Origin of the sequence: Spiroplasma endosymbiont of Polydrusus cervinus (assembly GCF_964019755.1) — a bacterium.
In the GTDB taxonomy this organism is placed as follows: Bacteria; Bacillota_I; Bacilli_A; order Mycoplasmatales; family Mycoplasmataceae; genus Spiroplasma.
Map to the genome: position 1 here is coordinate 977,318 of NZ_OZ026469.1, position 20,653 is coordinate 997,970.

A 20,653-nucleotide genomic window follows, 5' to 3' on the forward strand; every position below is an offset into this window, starting at 1 on the left:
TTATACTGCTTAAAATAATTTGTCAGCAGTTTTATTACATTATTTTTATCGATAGAAAGATAGAAATTAATTAACCTTCTTATCCTTTTTCTTTTTATTTTTCACTAGTTATTTGTTAAATAACTTTATTGCTTTTCCTCATTTAGGCAGAGTTTCCCTTAGGCATTGGTTTGGTTAATCACTTGCGACTACTCTTCTGCCCCGTGTAGTACTAATTTAATTAGTTGATTAACCTTATCAGATATCCTCCCCCACTTCGTTTATTTTTTAGTGTTCCAGCTTGACCACTTTGTGAAATCTTACTATTTATAAAAAATAATTATTCCTTTTCAGAATAATTATTGGTTTTCTTGTCTTTTGATTAACTCTGTTTCAAGATTTTTAATTTTTTGTAAAAGTAAATTTATCATTGTTTTATTTTGAATAGATTTATAGTTTGTTTTTTCATATTCTGTTAATTGGATTTTTAAATTATTAATATTTGTTGTAATTTCTTCTGTTGTTAAATTGGCAAATTCATTAGTTTCATTTTCTTTCATTTCTTTTTTATTATTTTTAATATCATAAAAATATTCTTTATTAAAATTGATATATTCAATTTCTTTTAATTGAAATGGGTTTGTTTTTTCTGATAACTTTAAATCTTTCCATAGTTTTAAAGTTATTTTCATTGGGTTATAGCGTGATATTTTAACAATTCCTTGTCCTTGTTTTAAATTTGCTAACTCACTAGTTAACATTAGCGGATGGCTTTTTAAATTTTTTGAAACACTAATATTGCTTTTATTTTCATTGATACTAATTTGTTCGATTGTTTTTGTACCAAATAATTCGCTATAATATTTAATTGTTTCTAAATCGTTGGTATGTAAGAAAATATGCATTCCACAATTATTTAAAATAATTTTTGCTATTGTATCACCATAATTTAATTTTAATTGGTTGATATCTTGTAATATTAATTGAAAAAAGATGTTTCTACTGCGTGAAATACTAACTCATCTTTCAAAATTATTTATTTTTGTTAAATTAGCAAATTCATCTAAAATAAAATATATTGATTTTTCTAGTTTTTGCTTGATTGTTTTACTTGCGTGATTTGTTAAAAATTGATAAATTTGACTAATTAATATTGCTATTAATTTATAGTAATTATCATTTTCATCACTAAATATGATGTATAGAACTGTTGGATATTCGATAAAATCATTGTAATTAATATCATTTTGGGATGTTAAATTACGAATAAAATCATTGTTAAATATTTCTAAACTTTTTGCAACAGTCATTAAAATACTATCTAGTGTCCGATTTTCTTTACTATCAACTAAAGCCTGGCTTGCGGTGATTTTGGCAATGCTGGTATTTTTTCGATTATTTAGTCATTCAACTAAATCTTTTTTAAAACTAGCGATTGCTGCCACTGATGCCATATTAAATTTGTTAAAAAATAATTCTTGGTTTAAATTTTCTTCGATTTCTGATTTTTTACTAAATTTATTTATTTTATCTTCATAATCTTCTAATATTGCCAAAATAATTCCTTGAACAATCATGCTTGTTGATTCGTTTCAAAATTCATTTTCAATATTTATATTTTTGTTAATTAACATACGACTAAGTGATCTAATTTTATCTTGATATTTTATTTTTCACTTTATTTTTTCTTTTTCGTTATCTGTTATCATCATTTTAATAAAATCATCGTAAATTAATTTTAATGGATTTCAAGTATTTCCTTTCTCTAAATTACGAAAATCAATAACTTTTATTTTATAACCATTTTCTGCTAAAAACCCACTGGTTAAATTATATAATTCACCCTTAGGGTCGGTTATGATCATAGTTGGTTTGGTGGTTGATTTTCCGTTTAAATAAATTGTTGGTACTACTATTCCTTGTGTTTTTCCGCTTGCTGTTGAGCCAACAATAACACTATGAATATTATTTTTTAAGTTAAACAATAAATCTTTTTTATTTTTATTACAGCTAAAAACAAAACCAGTATTTTTATAATTATCTTTGATATTAACTTTATCACCAATATCATCAATTTCTTTTATACTTAATCACTTACTATCCCCAAAATCTATTTTATCGGTTGTTTTAATTGCAGTTTCTTTACTCTTCACTTTACTAAATAAAACAAAATAAAAAAACCAGCAATAAAAAGATAAACTTAATCCAACTGTTATTAATAATCCGTATTCACTTTTAATTATATAATTTCATCATGATAATATTTGAAATTGCTTAATTTCGTTGATAAATATTACCATTTGTTTTCAATTATTAAAAATTGAATAACCTATTCCAAATAATGTTAAACAAAAAATAAAAATTATTGGAACAAAACATAAACCAATTAATAAACTTATTTTTTTCTTTTTAATTTTATTTCACATATTTTTATAACTCTCTTTCTAGACTGCTCACCAAATCATAACCTTTTTGCATAATTGGATTGATTTTAAAAACCATTTCATTAAATTCTTGTTCAATTAAACTCATATTTTTAAAATCTGATTCTTTTGGGTTAGTGATAGTAGTGATAATCTTGTAGTATTTCATTTTTTCTGCTAAATCTAAATATTTAGTTAATTGATTTATTTCATAATCTGTAAAATTATTTTCATATCTTAAATATTGTTTAATTTCATAAATTAAACCATCATAATCATCACTGATACCTTTAATTTTGCTAAATTCTTCTATATTATCTTTGGTAGACCTATATTCATCAAATAGAGTATTAATTTCATTTTCTAACTTATTTCGTTCAAATTCTTTAACTTGCCGAAAATTCATCGCATTATAGCTACCTTTACCGCCGATTTCACCAGGTTCGATTTCATAACCTGCTTTTGTTAAATAATTAGCATGATAGCGATGAAATTTGTTTAGTAAATCATCTTTTTGTCTAATTGTAAAAAAACGATTACTACCACCAAAAAGTTTATTCTGACTAATTGTATATCTTTCTTCATTAAGTTTTTTTGAAAAACCTTTATTAATTGGAATTAAATCAAAATGAATATGGGGCGTTGTTTCGTCCAAATGGATTGCTGAATATAGATAACCCATATCTGTACCAAGATTATTTTTCATTCATTGTTTCATAAAATTAATTTCAATGTTAACTCATTCATTTAATTTATTCCAATTGATACTTTCAAGAATTAATTTTCCCATTTTACGTGTTCCAGTAAATTTATCTCATACTTGAATATCTGTAAATTGACATATTCCCATTTTTTCAAATCATTCCTGCCTTGTTCCCGGCAAAATAATGTCTATATAAATATTTTTCTTTTCACAATTATTTTTAAAACTTGTTTTTTGTGCTTCACTATATTTAGTTTGTTGTTTATTTCAATTATCTTCTAATAACTTCATTTTTTCAAATCTTTTTTGTTTTACTATTTCAAAACCTTTGCCATTGTTTGTTATTTCTTTTATGCCATTAACATAGTAAAAATTATATTTTGTAAATTCAGGGTTAACATTTTCGGGTATTTTAATTCTAAAATTATGCCGTATTAATTTATCAACGGCACCATTGATATATTTTTGATATTTTCCAATCGGTGGTGATGACTTAAATTTATATTCTTTTTCCATATTTTATTCCTCCTTATTTTGGAAATTTTTACCCTTTAAAATTTGTTAAATTTAAAAAGCCAAAAGTCCACTCATTATATCTTTTGGCTTTGCCAAAATATTTCAAAAATTTCATTTTTATTTTGTCTAATTAATTGTCTTTTTTTGGAAATTTATTACCATTAAAATATTTTAAATTTTCTTGGTATATTTGTTTTTTCTCGGCTTTTTTAATTAAACATTGTTTATTCAACGCCAACAAAAAAGGGTGCAGTTTTTCTCAATTAACCTCACCCTCAATTTTTCAATCTTTATTTTTAATATAAAAGTTTTGATTTCTAAAAATTGTAATAAAACAATAATCTTTGTTATATTGTAATTTAAAATATTTATTATTTATATTAATACTTGCATAAGGATACAATAAATCTTTTATCCTTAACTCAATTCATTTACTACCTTTATTATCATAATAAGGTTTTGTTAAAATTAAATTACTTGTCATAAGTTGATAACTTATATATTTTTCTGTTTCTTTCATTTTGATAGTTCCTTTCTTTTTAGTTTTTTATTTTAATTATCTTTTTTTCCAAATCCGGCTTTTTCTTTTTTGTTTGCTTGTATTTCAATCCGATATCTTTCAAATCCTGAAACAAAAAATAGTCCTTGTCCTTTTACACTACGAGCAATATAGTCTTTTTCTGCCGATGTTAATCCCCCATAACTTTTATATAAATTAATTACTTTTTCTAAGTCATTGGGTTTTAACCCCATAATAAATGAATATTGACTATTATTTATAATTGCTGTTGTTTTCTTTAAAACGGTTTCATTTTCTACAAAATCAGCGATATTTTGCGTTGCCACAACCAAAGCACCATTATATTTCCGAATCCTTTTTGTCATTTGGTACATAAAATTTAAAGCCACTGGATTATCTTTATCAATTGCTAAATGAGCTTCATCAACAATTATCACTATTTCATTATCATCTTTGAAACGATTTTCTTTTACTTCTTTTTTGATAATATTTAGCATTAAAATTAATTGTGCTGCGTTTGTTTTTTTGTCATCTAAGTCAAACAAATTATAAACATCATAAACAACAAAATTATTTTTAAATTTTATCGTTGTATGTCCATTTCAAAGTGCTTGATATTTTCCATCATTTAAAAAATCTGTGGTAATTAAATCCATAAACTCTTTTAAAAGTTGATTTTTATTATTTTTATATTCTTTTTCTAATAAGTCATAAAAATCACTCATAATTGGAAAATCAATGTTATTAATTTTGTTAATTTCGCTATTATTTGTAATGTTAAATTGGTGATATAATAATTTTAAATATTTTGTTAATAAATTAATTTCTCGCCCGTTAAAATCGGGATAAAGCGTTTTAAATCACTGCTCTAAAAATCGTAAATGATTTGATAATGGCGATGAATTAGCATTTTCCACATCATCAATAAAATTATTATCTAAAATTTGTAAGGGGTTTATTTTTCCGATCGAAGCATCTCCTGCATCAATTCAATTTCCATCATAATATTTGCATAATTCTTGGTATTCTCGTTCAGGGTCAATAACAATAACTTTACGACCCATCTTGATATGATGATTTATCATTTTTTTCATTGTAAATGATTTTCCCATTCCGGCTGTACCGAGAATAAACATATTATGGTTTGTTCTTTTGCTCGTAATTTTAAATTGATCTCACAACACAACATTACCCATATTATTCGTTCCTAATCACGCACCTTTTTTATCATATAAACCACTATCAATAAATGGAAATGATGCTGCTAGGGTACTTGTTGGCATTTCTCGGCCATATTTTTTTATTATGATTTTATTGTTATATGGTATAAATCCTTTTAAACCATTAAATTGTTGATATCACAATGGATTAACTTTAATATCCATTTCTTTTAATGCTTTTGTTAATCGTACTTGTGCTTGTGATAATGTTTTTTTATTTGTTCCATAATTTAAAAATAAAATATTAACATTTTTCAATAATTCACCGCCACCATTAACCTCATCAATTAAATGATAGTATGTTTCTAGTTCATAGTTATTTTCATTTGTATTAACATATGATTTTGTCATTACTTGTCTTGTTTGGGTTGTTTGAATAGCACTGTTTATTGCTTTTTTTGTTTCATCATAATTTAGAGGATTTATATTTCAAATGATAGTTTGTTCGTTTGAAAATAAACATGCCCCTCATAAATCATTAATAAATAAAGGATAGTCCTGAATGGTATTAATTGAATAATATAAATCATTTGCTATAAAATAATTTTTTTTAATATTTAGGTAGTTAAATTGCAATAATTTTGCTAAATTATCTTTATTTTTATTAAAATCTGTTTTATTTAATGGTTTTTCATGTGGATTTCACATTAATTTTAAGATTTTTGTTATTTCATAATTAGATAAAATATTACAATTAATTTTTCCTTTATATAATTTATCTTCTAAAAATAATATTTTTTCGTTTAAATCTTGTTCACTATTTCCGTACACAAAAAGAAAAAAACATTTTTCAGTTTTAATTTCATCGTTTATTTTAATTAATTCTTTTTTTAAAAAATTAATATTATTTTTAATTTGTTTTGTAATTTTTACAAATTGATTAAAACTAATTTCTTTGTCTTTATAACGGATTTGCGTTTTATTAATTTGTTTTTGTAAATATTTAATGTTATCATCAAAATTTAATGGTAATTCTAACTTTAATAAAGTTATTGGAAAATTAGCAAATTTAAAAATATCTTGTAAATCTCTTAATCTTATTATTTGCTCTTCACCGCTTAATAAAGTAATGTCAAATCCTTTTATTTGAATTCCTCCAATTAGAGTCTTTTTTAAAGTACCTTTTAAAATTCCGTGAGTTGTAATAAAGTTATTGGTAATAACTTTATTATATGGTACCAGTAAGCTGGTTTTGTTTTTACTATATTTCTTACAACTAAATAAGTAATTAATTTTATAATATAAGCATTGTCACCCCTTTAAATTAGTTTTTTTATTTGTAATAATTAGTGGTAAACTAATTAAAATCATTATTGATGATGATAATAATTTTATTCATAGTTTTCATTGAAAACCAAATATAAACATAATTGTTAATCCAACTCAAACGGCAATTATTAAAACATCTGTTATTGTTATATTGCGTCAAAATCGGTATTTGGCGTCTTTTAGTTTTTTTGGTATTACATTTTTCATATTTTGCGCCTCTTTCTTTTAAATTAAAAACGACATTTAAAATGCCGTTTTAAAAACTATTTTCATATTTATAATATTTTTATATTTTAATAAAATAACTTTCAGCGCCTAATTTACCCCTTAAAATGCGTAATAAGGGTATTAAATAAAAGGGGAATAAACAGATATTATTTATTGTTTTTTTATTTCCTTTTTGTTTTTACTTTTTTTATTTTCTATTTTGCCCCCAATTTTTTTATTTAATTGATTTTTAATGATAATTCAAGTTATAAACCCACCAACTATCCCACAACTAATCAAAGTCATAAAAAATAAATTAACTGGTTTTTTTAAAAACTTTTTTCAACCACTTTCATTATTTTCATTAGGTTTGTTAGGATCTGGTTGTTTATTTGGTTTTTCTGGTTTATTTGGATTATTATTTTCTCCATTCCCGTTATTTCCGTTATTTCCATTTGGATTATTGGGATCAATTGGTTTATTGATAATGTTAAGTATAATACCCTCTGTTGGGGGAATTTCATTTGGTTTGTTGGGGGCATTTTCTGTTATTGGGTTGTTTATTAATTTATATGAAGCATTCCCAATAACTTTTAAACTATTATCCAAAGCATAAATAGTAATTTTTAACTCAGCACCTTTATTTTCTTGAATCTTTTTCATAAATTCCTGTAATTCATTATCATTAATATTAATCTTTTTTCCGTTTACTCCTTGCAATGATATTTGATAATCAATATCTTGTTTTAAGATTTCATCTAATTTATTAATTTTAAAACCTTGTTTAATATATTCCATAATATAATTATTAAAAATATTATCTTTTGTTTTATCTTTAAAATTATATTCTTGATTTTGATATTTAATTTTACTTAAATCAATTACTTTATTTTCATCATAATTTAAGTTGTTAATAACTTTAAATTGGTTTGTTTCCCCAATTAGTATCATTGATGTATTTAGTGCTTTTATTTTTATCATTATTTCTTTTGTTTGTTCTTGTTGATTAGTTATTAGTTCATTTAAATCATCATCAATTAATTTTTGTCATTGCTGATTTTTATATATTTGAATAATATAATCTTTGTTTATTGTTGCTAATAAACTAAGTTTATTTATTTCTTGTCAAACATATTTGTTAATTTTATCTCTAATAGTTTTAATATCTTTGGCATTCATTTTTAAAGCACTAATATTTAAATCATTTAATGCCTTAAAATTATTGATACTTTCATTGATTGCTAAATGATTGCGAATATCTGAAACATAATCTCGCCAATATGATAACACTGCTTCATAATTTAATTTTGCTAAATCATTGTCTGTGTTTCACTTTTTATAGTTAATCATGTAATCTTTTAGATGTCTTCCTTGTGTTGTATTTCAAAAATCACTCGCATCTTTACTATCAACTGAATTTAAAAAATACTGATAATTTGAACTTTTATTTTTATCAACATAGATAAATTTGTGTTGATAAAATGGCGGTTGGGTATTACCATTTAAATCATTAAAGCGTTTTTGTTGAATAATAAAATGAAATCACCCAGCACTAGTGTTAACATCACCAGTTTTGTTTTTTTCTAATTGATAGCCATTTTCGAATTTAGTATTTAACTTTTCATTTGATAAATAACGAGTAAATTTTTCAATGTTGTCATTATTGTAAAAGTTTTCAAAACCAGCTCCGACTGCACTTGCTTCTGCTAAATAACCGATATCATAATCATTAATATTACTAGTTTTTATTAAATTTCCATCTTTGTCAATTGGATCTAATGGAAAAGGGGTGTTAGATTGATGTTGAACTCAGATTAATTGCTTTTTCGTCCCTGTTTCTTTATTAATTTCTTTATCATAATTAGGGTTTTTGATTGATTTATTTTCATTGCTAGGGTCTTTGATAAATTCATTTGTTAGTTTTTCATAGTCAATATTCTTTGGCCCTCATCCCATTAATTTTAATTGCAATGATGGGGTAATTGTTTCAATTAAAATTGTTAACTTAAAATTACCACCAACATCTCCCCCAATTTTAGGGTTTGGTCGGTGAATAATTTCAATTTCATATTTATTAACTTTTTCTTTATCATCAAAAGTATGTGTGTATAAACCATTAACAGCGTTTAAATTAACCCCATTTATTTTAACAATATCATAATCAGGATCATTATTATTTTCCTTTGGTTCGATATATTGAAAAAATGTTGTTGTATGATATTTTATTATTCCTTTATTGTATTTATTTTCCCTTCCCTCACCGTTATTAATAACTTCTTCGATATCATTAATCATTGTAACCCCATTTTTATCACTAATTTTTCCTGGTGTTATTAAAATTCGTTCTTGTAATTTACTTTTTCAATATTTTGCACTTAATGAAAAATTGAGTTTTGTTTTAAAAACTCAATTTTCTCATTGTTCTGTTAAATGATTAAAAATATTAAAACTTGTTTTAAGATAATAATTATTATTTTCTGTTATTAAAGCATAATTTGGTTTAATAAGTTTTTTTCATTCAATTATGCTTCCTTTTTTGCTTAAAACATTAAATATTTTATTATCTAAGATAGTTTTAATTGCATTTCAATTACTTTCATCTAAAATATTGGTTGATGTATCACTTTGATAAATAATTGTTTGTTTTAACTCGTTTTCTATTCTATTTTTGGCATTAGCAATATTATAATCGCTATTAAAATTTAAAGGTGTTTTAAATTCTCATATTTCAGAACTGCCATTTTGATAATTTTCAATATTAAAACTTGTTTTAAGATAATAATTATTGTTCCTTTTTTCTAATTGATAATTTGGGTTTAAAAATTCAATTCATTCCTGTGTATTATTATTATCATTTAGTGCTTTTCTGATTTTGCTATCCATTTGCTCTTTAATTTGATTTCAATTATTAGCACTTTGCGGGTTATTATCAATATTAGAATAATAACTAAGCTCTTTATTTAATTCGCTTATTAAACTACTTTTCATCTCATTAAAACTAAAACTCGTATTAAAAATCAATTTATTAACTTTTAATCAGGTTTTAGCTCATGTATTATGAGAATTTCATCCGTTTGTGGCTCTTGCATAAACCAAAAAATCAATTTTAATGCGCTCATCATTATTTTCTAATTGGTATCTTACATCTGCTCATCCTCATTCTGCATTTTGGGTATAACCTTGATAGTGATGAAAAATTTGGGATGTTTTGGCCATGCCACTTATTTGACTTAGATTGATATAATAGTAAGCATTATAATCAACCCTATCTGCTTGGTTATGATCAACATAACCCTCAAAATCTATTTGAATTTGTTTATACTTATTTTTAAAATCATTTCAACTACTTGCATAATCTAAAATATTAACATAATAGTATCCTGATTCTACTTTTTCTGTATAATCACCACTCCAAGTACCGCCAGTTTCGACATCAATATTATTATCTCAATTAATATTTTTCGTAAAACTTGGGGCTGTTGGGTTAAAACTTTTCTTTGCATTTTTATTTATAATTTGTTCTTGTTTTGCAATCGAAAAATTATCATTGAGGGATGATTTAAAAATAAGTGGTTCACTTATACCAATTGTGGCTGTTAATAACAATGGTACCAATATAGTTTTTTTCATATCATATAACCTCCTTTCTGTTTTAAAAAAATATATGTTTGTGTATTACTGAAATATAAAACCACGCAGATAAATTACCCCGCGGTAGATATTATGCAAATTCATTTTCTGAATTTATGAAATCTGGAATAACAAAAATTAGTAATTTTGAAATAACGGACCATAATGGTTAAGCTGGCTAACTATTAATGATAATTTAAATTCATTGACAAACTTTGTAAAAATTATTCAACAGCTTTAACAAAGTTTCTTTAATTTTGTAGAAAACTCTTGATATTTATAGAATATACCTAATTTTAGGTATATTTTTAATATATAGAGGTAAAAAATTGATGGAAAAAATAATTAAAGAATTAAAAAACAGTTTTACAGATGATCAATTTTTAGAATTTGCTGAAAAAATAAAAAAAGAAGAAGAGCTAATCAAAAAACAAAAACGTTTAAATGAAATTGATCAGAAATTTAGAGATAAAGGCATTATATGTCCTAATTGCAAATCTTTTCATTGTTAGGACAATCTAGCAAAATAATTTCTTGTTTTATTAAAACAACACCAAAAACCGCTTGGTATAATCGACAAAAACTAATCCAATCAAAACAATTAGAAAATACTCAATTAAAATTTAAAAAATTAAGTGGTCAAATCCAAATGGATGAAACTTTTATTAAAGAAATCCATAAAGGTAATTTTAAAGATAAATTTGATAAACGAAAAACTCATCTTGATCCATTTTCAACTAATACCAAATGTTGTATTCAAATGGCAGTTGATATCAATAATAATATTTTTGTTCAATCCACCAATACCAAACGATTACAAAAACAATGAATTATTAAAAATATGAATAAGCAATTAATTAAAGAAAAATCATTGATTTTTTCTGACATGCAACCATTATATTTATTAGTAGCAAAACAAACAAATTCTACTCTATATTCTACCAAAACTAGTATAAATCCTGATACTAGTTATCGAAAGTTAAGTAAGATTAGTAAATTACAATCTAGTCTTAAAGAAGCCTTAATTCATTATCATGGTTTAGGTTTCACTAATATTCAAAATTATTTAAATCTATGAAAATGAAAATACCAGCATAAAGGTTTAACACCAAAACAACAATCAACGGTATTATATTTCAACGTTTAAAAATTTAAAGCAAAATCATATTCTTACACAAAATTAGTTTTTAAATTGTCATATTGATGATTTTTTTTATTTCATCAAGAGTTTTCTACAAAATTAAAGCAAAGTTTTATTTTAATTACTTTTCCACTAACTATCTTATCATTTTTTTAAATGATGTCCGGTACATCCTAATCTAATTATTTGAAATATTTTATTTTTATTGCAATTATCACACATATTTTATTCCTCCTTTCTATTTTTAAAAATTATATATAGCTTTTTATTTTATAAAATATATGATCTATAAGATAAAAAAACATCAGCCGAATTGGCATAATAACAAATCATATTAACCATTCACTCGTATTGTAATTTTTAATTAAATATATTGAATTTGTTGCGAAAAAGTATATTCCAATTAAAAAATTGCCAACTCGAAAAACACATATTAAAAATATGAATTTTTTTTTTATTTTATTTCAAAGTTGGATATATTAATCCAATTCACAATCCAATTACTAACAAAAATAACACAAAACAACTTATACTAAAATATAATATTATTCGACAAGTTTTTTTGTATTTCGTTAACTCAATTTGTTTTTTCATTTTTTGCAATTTAATACCAAGAAACTTCCATAAACAAACAAACAAGCCGATTACGGCGATTGTTCCCATCATTCCAATTATTGTATTTAACATCATTTACACTTCCTTTCTTTTTTTATCTCTTATTTGTGGTAAATAACTTGTAAAGTATTCGTTTCAAAATGCTCATATTTTTGTTTGCATACTTTGTTTTGCTAATAACCAATATGCAAATCCCTCTGCCAATAACTCCTCATCATCACTCAATCCATAATTACTGTTAGCAAATATCCTTAACACTTTTTCTTTGTCTAGTTCTGCAAACTTATTTAAGTTATTAATTTTCTGTCCTAAAAATTGCTTTAAATAAAAAATATGATTGATTTTAAATGCTTCTCAATCATAAAAATAAAAGATATGTCCTAATTCACGGATTAAAATATGCAGAAAATTATTGGTTGTAAATTGTCCTTTGTGTCATTCACTATTTATTGTTTTTTCAAACGCACAAGATAAAACCTTTTTGTTTAGCAAAATAGTTTGGTGATTATTTGTTTGTCCCCAAACATTATCATCCCCATCAATCACATTTTCAATTTCTATTTTCCTTAAAATTGAATTAATCATTGTTTTATTTCAAATATTTGAAATAAAATTATAAAATAATAAGATAAGTTGTTTTAAATTATCTTGGTATTTTTGACAAATATTATTAAGTAAATTTTGTCAGTAATTTTGTTGTTCTATTTTTAGATAACTTTGTAGTTGTTCATAAGTACTAAATTCTGTTTTAAATTTAATTGCTAAATTATTATCTGCTTTGCTTAAAAAAACATTTGTTAACCGTTTGATAGTATCTGTCTTATATTGATTAAAGAAAGTTCCTTTATAACCTCGTTTTTGCATTAAAATAGGGTGGGATAAGTATCTTTTTTCTAAATCAATATTTGTTTCTAAATTAATTTTTAAATTATTTTTAAAATTATTTGGCTGTAAATGTGGTTTGTTGGTATCAATATTACCACAACCAATCAACGTCATTGTGTTTGCACATGACAACGAAAATATTACCAACAAACTAAGTAATTTTTTCATCCATTTTTTATCATCCTTTCTATTTTGCCAAAATAAAAAATGGCAATTTAATTAAATTGCCATTTTAAATATTTATTTATTAAAAATATTTTTCTAATATATCACAACAATCAGCCAAACTGGTTATACTTGTTCCAAATAAACTAATTGTACCTAAAATACTTAATATTTTTTTCATAAGTTTTCTTATTTTATACTACAGAGATAGTTACATCTGTTCTTATTTTGCTTTCTATTTCTGATGAAATAAGTGCTTTTCCATTAAAAGTTATACTATTATCTTCATTAATAATAATTTCATCTGGTAATAAACTATAATTTTGCAATATTTGTATTGCTTCTTTAATTGAAAATGTAACCATTTGTTCTTCATTAGAAGAACTAACTATTTTAGCAGTAACTGTCCCCATAACTTTTTGTTTTAAATTTAATATATTTTTATATTTATTAATTATTAATGGAGAATAATTAATTTGTAATTTTTCATTTGAGTTAAGTTCAAATTTATCACTAGACTCATTTAAATAATGTATAACTGTTTCTTGTTCTTGTTTATTTATATTTGATAAATCAAAATTATTTGATAATTCATTAATAATCTCATTATTTTCACTAACATTTGGATTTACAAATTCCACCAACTTCATTTCATCATCATAATTTATACTTCAACCATTTAATTTGTTTTCATTGTTTTTGTTAATTAGTCCTATTACAATTTGAAATGTTAATTTATATTTTGAATTATATACACAAACGGGTATATTAAATGATCTTACATTTGTAGTCTTATTAATAAATTCTTTATTAGAACATATACTTTTTTTATTAATAGATTTTGATAATGAATTTATTTTTTTTGTTACTTCAACATTTGAAAAAATTAAATTATTAGTATTAATATCTTTTATTTCTTTAAATTTTAAATTAGGATTTTCATCTCGAAATTTAAAAAATATTGCCTTTTTAATTAATTCATTTAAGTTAATAACATTAACCTCATCTTTATTTTTAATTATAAAATTAAAAATAAATTCATCAAAATATTTCTTGTTTTTTGATTTAATTGTAACTGATGTGTTTGTTTTGTTAATAACTTCTAATTGTGATATGTCTATATCGGGGTTTAAATAATTTAATTCATTTAAAATTGCATTATCAGAATTATCATTAATTTGTCCTAAATTTGAATCTAAACGGTACTCACTATATTCATAAACATTACCATCTGCGGATCCAAAATATAACTTATTATTGAAAACTACACCAGAAGATTCATTTCATGAATCTGTTGTAAATATAATTCTTTTTTGTCCTGTTACTGGATCATACTCATAAAAATTTTTATCTCCTGAACAAAAATATAATTTATTATTAAATATTACCCCAAAAGTTCGAATTTTTTCATTTGCTGTCATGACAACTTTTTGTTGTCCTGTTACTGGATCATATTCATAAATATTATAATCATCTGAACCAAAATACAATTTATTTTTGAAATCAATTCCGCCCCCATGAATTTCACCGTCTGTTCTAATAACAACTTTTTGTTGTCCTGTTACTGGATCATATTCATAAACATTTTTATCTGTTGCACCAAAATAAACTTTATTATTGAAAACTACACCAGAAGTTTGGACAGCCCCCTCTGCTATAATAACGATTTTTTGTTTTCTTGTTACTGGATCATATTCATAAACATTTTTATCTGTTGCACCAAAATATAACTTATTATTGAAAACTACACCAGAAAATCAAATTTCCCCCTCTGTTCTAATAACGATTTTTTGTTGTCCCGTTACTGGATCATACTCATAAACATTTTTATCTCCTGAACCAAAATATAACTTATTGTTTAAGCTTACACCAATGCCAAGAGATCTTATCCAATTACTTGCTGTCATGACAATTTTTTGTTGTTCTGTTACTGGATCATACTCATAAACATTATGATCATCTGAACCAAAATATAACTTATTATTGAAAACCACACCAGAAGATCAAATTTCCCCCTCTGTTCTAATAACGATTTTTTGTTGTACCGTTACTGGATCATACTCATAAACATTATGATCACTCGAACCAAAATAAACTTTATTATTTAATATTATTCCAGCAGATCTAATTATTCAATTTGCTTTAATTACAACTTTTGTTTTAATTATATTTTAATTATTGCTTCTTTTTTGTCTTTTATTTATTTTTGATTTTGTTTCTTTTTGATAAGGACTGGCAGCAATTGTTGTTGGTATAGTAGTTCCACTAATTGTTAATATACTTAATATACTTAAAAGTTTTTTCATTTTTATTTGTTTCCTTCTTTTAATTTTAGTTCTATTTCTAAAATTTCTTTTTTTAAGCGTAAATTTTCATTTTCAAGGGTTAAGTCAGGTTTCTTTTCTTGTTGTGTTTGTATTTCTTTTGCTTTCAATGATTCTAATTCTCTTTTTAATTTTGCAATTTCTGATTTTTGTTTAGTAATATTTTCTTCGTAGTATTTTATTAATTTATGTGTTGTTTTAGATGGTTTATCTATTTTATTTCATTTTGTTTTATTTTCACTTTTTCTTCATATTTCATAATATTCTATTTCTTGTTTATAAAGAACAAATTTACTTTCATCTTCTTCTAATTCTTTTTCGCGGATTTGAATGCGATATTTGAGAAATGGAATTGCTCCGCTTTTATATTCGTCGTATCATTCTCACGCTTGATCTCATCTTATTTGATTATATTCAAATCTTCTGGAATGTAAATTTCCAATACCATCAACTGGTTTTAATCATCGATATTTAGCGGTTGTTGGGACACTACGACCAAACTTTTCTAACACTCACATGACATTATTTTTGTCATCATCATTTAATCTATCAATGCTTAGCGGAATATTGATGGATGAACCCCCCCCGAGTGCATCAATAATTGCAGCATGAATTTCTCGCAAATGTTCTTTATTTTGCATTCTGGCAACGCATTCTCAGTTGACTTCGCCACCTAATAATCGTCATAATCCCATGATTTATCAATCCTTTTAATTAGATTATACACATATTTATTGTTTTTGTCAGGTGTTTTTTAAATTATGACTTTTTCTTTTCTGCTTTTTTGGTTGCTTGTTCTGTTCATTTTTTGTTTCTAGTATTTTGTTTTGTAATATGACTACCAATATTTTTATTAAATTTATCTTCTTTTTTATAAACTTTTTTAACTGGTTTATTATGTTTTGCTTGTTGCTTATTTTGTGGATTAACAAAAACAAAACTATTATTTGGAATGTTTAATTTATTTTTGACTTTACTTACTTTACCTAGTTTTTTATTTAAAGACTCAGTTTTTCAATCACTTAAATCTTTTGTATTTCTTTTGTTTTCTTGATTTCCTTTGCTAGTCAATTGTGGATTAAATCTTTTACCAATTGCTTTGAATGGTGTTGCAACTCCAATTCCAATTTGGCGGAAGAATCCTTTTGTTCCACCGCCGCGAGCAGCCCCCACTAGTTTACTTGTGGCAAGTGTTGTGACTCCAAGTCCGAAGCCTGCTAACCCGACAATCCCAGCACGCGAACTCATTCCCTCGGTAGCGTGTCAGAAATGGCGAAAGTCAAGTGGTTTTTCTTGGCGAGATTGACTGTTTGATGTTTCATTATCCCCTCAATCACCATCGCCATAACCCATCGCATTCATGGTTTTATCTGCCATACTAGTACCACCCATTGCCATTGCTCGTTTGGCTCTTTTACTTTTGGCAAATCCGAATGCTTTTCCTGCCATTTTAGCAGCCCCCATTGCCATCATTCCACCAGCAACAGTTGATTTCATTGAACTCATACCTTCCCGAACACCAGCTGCTTCACCAATTAAGTTGGCAACAACATCCGAAAACGCCATTACTGCCAATCCGCCACCACACATCATCAGAATAACAAACAATGATTTTCCAATTCCCTCAATGCCTAATCCTGCTAAATTAGTGCTTAAAATTGTTTGAATTGTTGTCATAAAAATAAAATATCCTGTTAAAGTGGCAGTTGATGCTAGAAATTTTGCAATTACCATATCTTTTCAAATAAATGCTCCTTTACCATTGTCAATAGTCATGGCAACCATTACTCATGGTGAAATAATAAATAAGAAAAACAATTCGATTATTTTTTGTACCAAAACAATTCCAATCATAAACATTGCAAATAACATAAATCATACTCCAAAAACTTCGGCAATCATATTAAAATCACCAATATTATCAGGATAGGAATAATTGCTTGGTATATTATCGCCACCACCATCTCAATTGGCATTTCCAATATTGTATAGGTAATTGGCAATATTTCCGTTTTCACCCCCAAACCCCGATGTAATCATTTTGGCAATGTTGGCCATTGCAAAATTTGCCAAAAAGAAAAATATTGGAATGAAAAAAATAAAAACAAACGCTTTACTACCATTTTGTAAAGCAACAATAAATTTTGTTTTTGTTTCGGTAGCATCTTGAAACAAAATTTTAATCATGGTAATTGTAAAAATTAAAGCAAATAAACAAACAGCACTAATTACAAAATATCAGAATGCCATTGGGATATTTTGAAAACTAAATTCTTGTTTTGATCCAAACATTAAATCACCAACCACACCGCCCGTTAAATAATTTAGGACGGTGTTAAATGATGCGATTAATTGCAATGGCCCTTGTACAAAAATTGATCATATTAATTTATACAGTGCATTAACTATCATTTTTTATCACTTCCTTTCATTTTTATATAAACTATCCGCCAATCGCGGGATTATATCCTTTATAAGCTTGCAGAAAAACATTAATTATGGCAATTACTACCAAAGAAGCAATAATTCTGACAATTGGTCATTTTAAAGCACCTAGATCATTTGCTCGCGCCTCTGGATTATCGGCATTTCGCATTATTGAAATTAAAATAATAATTAATTTTCAACCTGCAAATATAACTTGCAATGTTAGAATAACTCCCAAAACAATATTAGTTCACATTATGGCAACATCAATTATTCCGCTAAAATCTGCTGTGTTGTTTGCTTTCACATTTTCGTCCTCCTTTGTTATTTTAAAAATTTTCTTTTGTTAAATTTATTAATTTTTTTATAAAAATTATTTTTCTTCTTTTGATAATATTGTTGTTGATTATTAAAGTAATTTTTAATATTGTTTTTCTTAGCCATTTTTGTCTTTCCTTTCGAAAGGTAGAAAAAATAAACGCAATAATAAATCACCTAATATCAGATCACAATCAATTCCAAGGGAAATTAAAAACAAAATAGGGGAAATTACTAGCAACAAAATTCCGATTATAATTGTCAAAGGATATAAAATCCATTTTCATCAAACTTTTCTCTTATTTTGCATCTTTAATTTTTCCTTTCTATTTGAAACATTGCTGTAAAAATTCTTTCTAGCACATCCACAACAATACTATTGCCAGCTTGTTTATAAAGTTGGGTTTCTGAAACAACTTTGCTTGCTTTATCAAAGTCTTTATTACTAAATCCCATTAATAATCAACATTCTTTTGGAGTTAATACTCGCAAAAAATATTCTTTTTCATTAATTAAAAAAGATAGTATTTTACTACTATCTTGTTGTTGTAATTTATGTTTATCAACGATGATTTTATTGATATTACTTGCTGCGATTGTTCCCATATAGTTATTTTCTGTTTTTCAAAACCGATTATATGAACCATTAACTAGTAAACCATCTTTTGCTCGTGGTAAAACAATAAAATTTCTATAATTTTTAATTGGAGTTGCAATTTTTGCTGATTTTGAATTTGTAGTTAATGTATCTAGATATGTATTTTCATTACTAGCATCATATACTCTACTTTCTTGTTGATAAGAATTAAAGTCTATTTCCATTTTGCCACGAGCATTAAATTTTATATCATTGGGAATTGCAATAATTCCAGCGTTTCCTCATCGCATTTGTTTTGTTGTAATTGTATAAGCACATTGTTCAATAATTTTAAGTTTATTGTTTTCAATTGCTTTTTTCATTGATTCTTGTCTAATAAAATATTTTTCATTTACATTATTTTCTAAAATATCTTTTACCAAAAATTTTAAATTACAAGGTTGGGGATATTGAAATGTAAAATCTTGCTTTAATGTTGAAATCATAAACAATCTTTTCCGATTTTGGGGAACTCCATAATCTTTGGCATTCATTGTAAAATATTGGTTATAATATCCTAATTCACCAAGTTGATTTTGAAGATTTTGAAATCCGACAAAAAACTTTTTATTTAATAAATTTGGTACATTTTCCATTAAAAGATATTTTGGTTTAGTTGGCATTGTTTTTATTAAATCAACAACCTTGTAAGCTAAACCACTTCGCTTGCCATTTAATCCTCGCCCATTATTATTGGCATTTGATATGTCTTGGCATGGAAATGATCAAGTTATTAAATCAGCATACGGTAAAGTTTCTAGTTTAGTAATATCTCCTAAATTTTGTGTGTCATAATCATTAAATATTGCTCGATATGATTTTTCAGCGTATTTATCGTTATCACAAAATGCAATTACTTTGTGGTTAATTCCAATCTTTTCTAAAGCTTTTCTTTGACTTCCAATCCCAGCAAATAATTCAATTATTTTAAGCATAACAAACCATCGTTCTTCTAATTTTTCTTTTATCTAAAATGATTCATGGATTGGGATGCCTATAAGAACAAAAAAATAATATTTGGGTATTGTTTTCATTATAAATATGATGGACATATTTACACAACGGACAATTTATCATTTCTGCACCTCTTTCTAAAAAAACAAGATATTAGTTATCTTGTTTTTGTGTTATTTTTATTATTTTTGTTTTGTTTTTTATTTTCAATTAGTTCTCAAATACAAAATAACAAATCAAATATTATTTTTCCAATAAAAAGAATATCCACAACAACAAGGATAATGTATATAATTAAACGGAAAAAAGCAATCTGTATTCCTCATTCGTTATACTTAAAACTAGATGATGGCCATATTTTAAAATAAAAAACAAAAATGTTGTTGTTATTGTTATCAATAAACTCGTTAAACAAATTTTAAAAATATCATTTTTTCCTCCTTTTTTAAAAAATTTTTTCACATTAAATTTATTCCTTTCTTTTAAAATTTATATATAATTTATTTAGATTTATATTTTAGTATTTTATTAAAATCAAATTAATGGGGTAAAAATGAAAAAAAGTACTAAGCATTTGTTTGTTTGAATTTTATATTGTATTTTCATATTTTCGAGTTTTATTATTATTGCTGTGCCTTTGTTTTCTATCTTATTTTCTTTATTATTATTAATTTCAAATTTTTTAATTAAATTAGAAAATCAAAATTGATTATTATATAC

15 protein-coding genes are annotated in these 20,653 nt (G+C 24.8%); 2 read left to right on the forward strand and 13 right to left on the reverse strand.

Going from position 1 to position 20,653, the window contains the following annotated elements:
• Positions 1 to 338: 338 nt before the first annotated feature.
• From AACK78_RS06255 to AACK78_RS06275, 5 genes are all read right to left on the reverse strand, one after another.
• A complete protein-coding gene (locus AACK78_RS06255; RefSeq protein WP_338955155.1) occupies positions 339 to 2,405 on the reverse strand; it encodes a VirD4-like conjugal transfer protein, CD1115 family in 2,067 nt (688 codons plus the stop codon).
• A gap of 4 nt (positions 2,406 to 2,409) precedes the next feature.
• Positions 2,410 to 3,621, reverse strand: coding sequence for a plasmid recombination protein (locus AACK78_RS06260; RefSeq protein WP_338955149.1), 1,212 nt, complete (start codon positions 3,619 to 3,621; stop codon positions 2,410 to 2,412).
• A 130-nt stretch (positions 3,622 to 3,751) separates the two neighbouring features.
• Positions 3,752 to 4,141 carry a hypothetical protein gene (locus AACK78_RS06265; protein WP_338955147.1) on the reverse strand — a complete coding sequence of 130 codons (390 nt, stop codon included), beginning with the start codon at positions 4,139 to 4,141 and terminating at the stop codon, positions 3,752 to 3,754.
• A gap of 32 nt (positions 4,142 to 4,173) precedes the next feature.
• Positions 4,174 to 6,837, reverse strand: coding sequence for an Mbov_0397 family ICE element conjugal transfer ATPase (locus AACK78_RS06270; RefSeq protein WP_338955157.1), 2,664 nt, complete (start codon positions 6,835 to 6,837; stop codon positions 4,174 to 4,176).
• A gap of 171 nt (positions 6,838 to 7,008) precedes the next feature.
• Complete coding sequence (locus AACK78_RS06275; RefSeq protein WP_338955158.1) at positions 7,009 to 10,467, reverse strand: Mbov_0399 family ICE element protein; 3,459 nt, start codon at positions 10,465 to 10,467, stop codon at positions 7,009 to 7,011.
• 332 nt (positions 10,468 to 10,799) lie between these two features.
• Here AACK78_RS06275 and AACK78_RS06280 point away from each other — a divergent pair, with 332 nt between their 5' ends.
• Entirely contained in the window at positions 10,800 to 10,979 is a 180-nt protein-coding gene (locus AACK78_RS06280) for a hypothetical protein (RefSeq protein WP_338955141.1), read from the forward strand.
• Positions 10,973 to 11,614, forward strand: a complete 642-nt coding sequence (locus AACK78_RS06285) for a transposase (RefSeq protein ID WP_338955139.1) — start codon at positions 10,973 to 10,975, stop codon at positions 11,612 to 11,614. The genes AACK78_RS06280 and AACK78_RS06285 overlap by 7 nt, the downstream gene beginning before the upstream one ends.
• A gap of 453 nt (positions 11,615 to 12,067) precedes the next feature.
• Here the strand turns inward: AACK78_RS06285 and AACK78_RS06290 are convergent, their stop codons facing one another.
• The 8 genes from AACK78_RS06290 to dcm form a co-directional block, all read right to left on the reverse strand.
• On the reverse strand, positions 12,068 to 12,295 hold the full coding sequence (locus AACK78_RS06290; RefSeq protein ID WP_338955137.1) for a hypothetical protein: 228 nt from the start codon (positions 12,293 to 12,295) through the stop codon (positions 12,068 to 12,070).
• 3 nt (positions 12,296 to 12,298) lie between these two features.
• Complete coding sequence (locus AACK78_RS06295; RefSeq protein WP_338955134.1) at positions 12,299 to 13,276, reverse strand: hypothetical protein; 978 nt, start codon at positions 13,274 to 13,276, stop codon at positions 12,299 to 12,301.
• A gap of 191 nt (positions 13,277 to 13,467) precedes the next feature.
• Entirely contained in the window at positions 13,468 to 15,267 is a 1,800-nt protein-coding gene (locus AACK78_RS06300) for a hypothetical protein (protein ID WP_338955160.1), read from the reverse strand.
• A gap of 177 nt (positions 15,268 to 15,444) precedes the next feature.
• Positions 15,445 to 15,579 (reverse strand): hypothetical protein, encoded by a 135-nt coding sequence (locus AACK78_RS06305; protein WP_338955162.1) that lies wholly within the window; start codon positions 15,577 to 15,579, stop codon positions 15,445 to 15,447.
• Positions 15,580 to 15,581: 2 nt separating this feature from the next.
• Positions 15,582 to 16,292, reverse strand: coding sequence for a hypothetical protein (locus AACK78_RS06310; protein ID WP_338955164.1), 711 nt, complete (start codon positions 16,290 to 16,292; stop codon positions 15,582 to 15,584).
• A gap of 64 nt (positions 16,293 to 16,356) precedes the next feature.
• The gene (locus AACK78_RS06315) at positions 16,357 to 18,009 is read right to left on the reverse strand and encodes an Mbov_0396 family ICE element transmembrane protein (RefSeq protein WP_338955166.1); all 1,653 of its coding nucleotides are present in this window, start codon (positions 18,007 to 18,009) and stop codon (positions 16,357 to 16,359) included.
• Positions 18,010 to 18,040: 31 nt separating this feature from the next.
• Positions 18,041 to 18,331: an Mbov_0395 family pilin-like conjugal transfer protein gene (locus tag AACK78_RS06320; protein ID WP_338955168.1), complete on the reverse strand. Its 291-nt coding sequence runs from the start codon at positions 18,329 to 18,331 to the stop codon at positions 18,041 to 18,043.
• Between the two features lie 323 nt (positions 18,332 to 18,654).
• Positions 18,655 to 19,914 carry a DNA (cytosine-5-)-methyltransferase gene (gene dcm / locus AACK78_RS06325; RefSeq protein WP_338955125.1) on the reverse strand — a complete coding sequence of 420 codons (1,260 nt, stop codon included), beginning with the start codon at positions 19,912 to 19,914 and terminating at the stop codon, positions 18,655 to 18,657.
• Positions 19,915 to 20,653 lie beyond the last annotated feature (739 nt).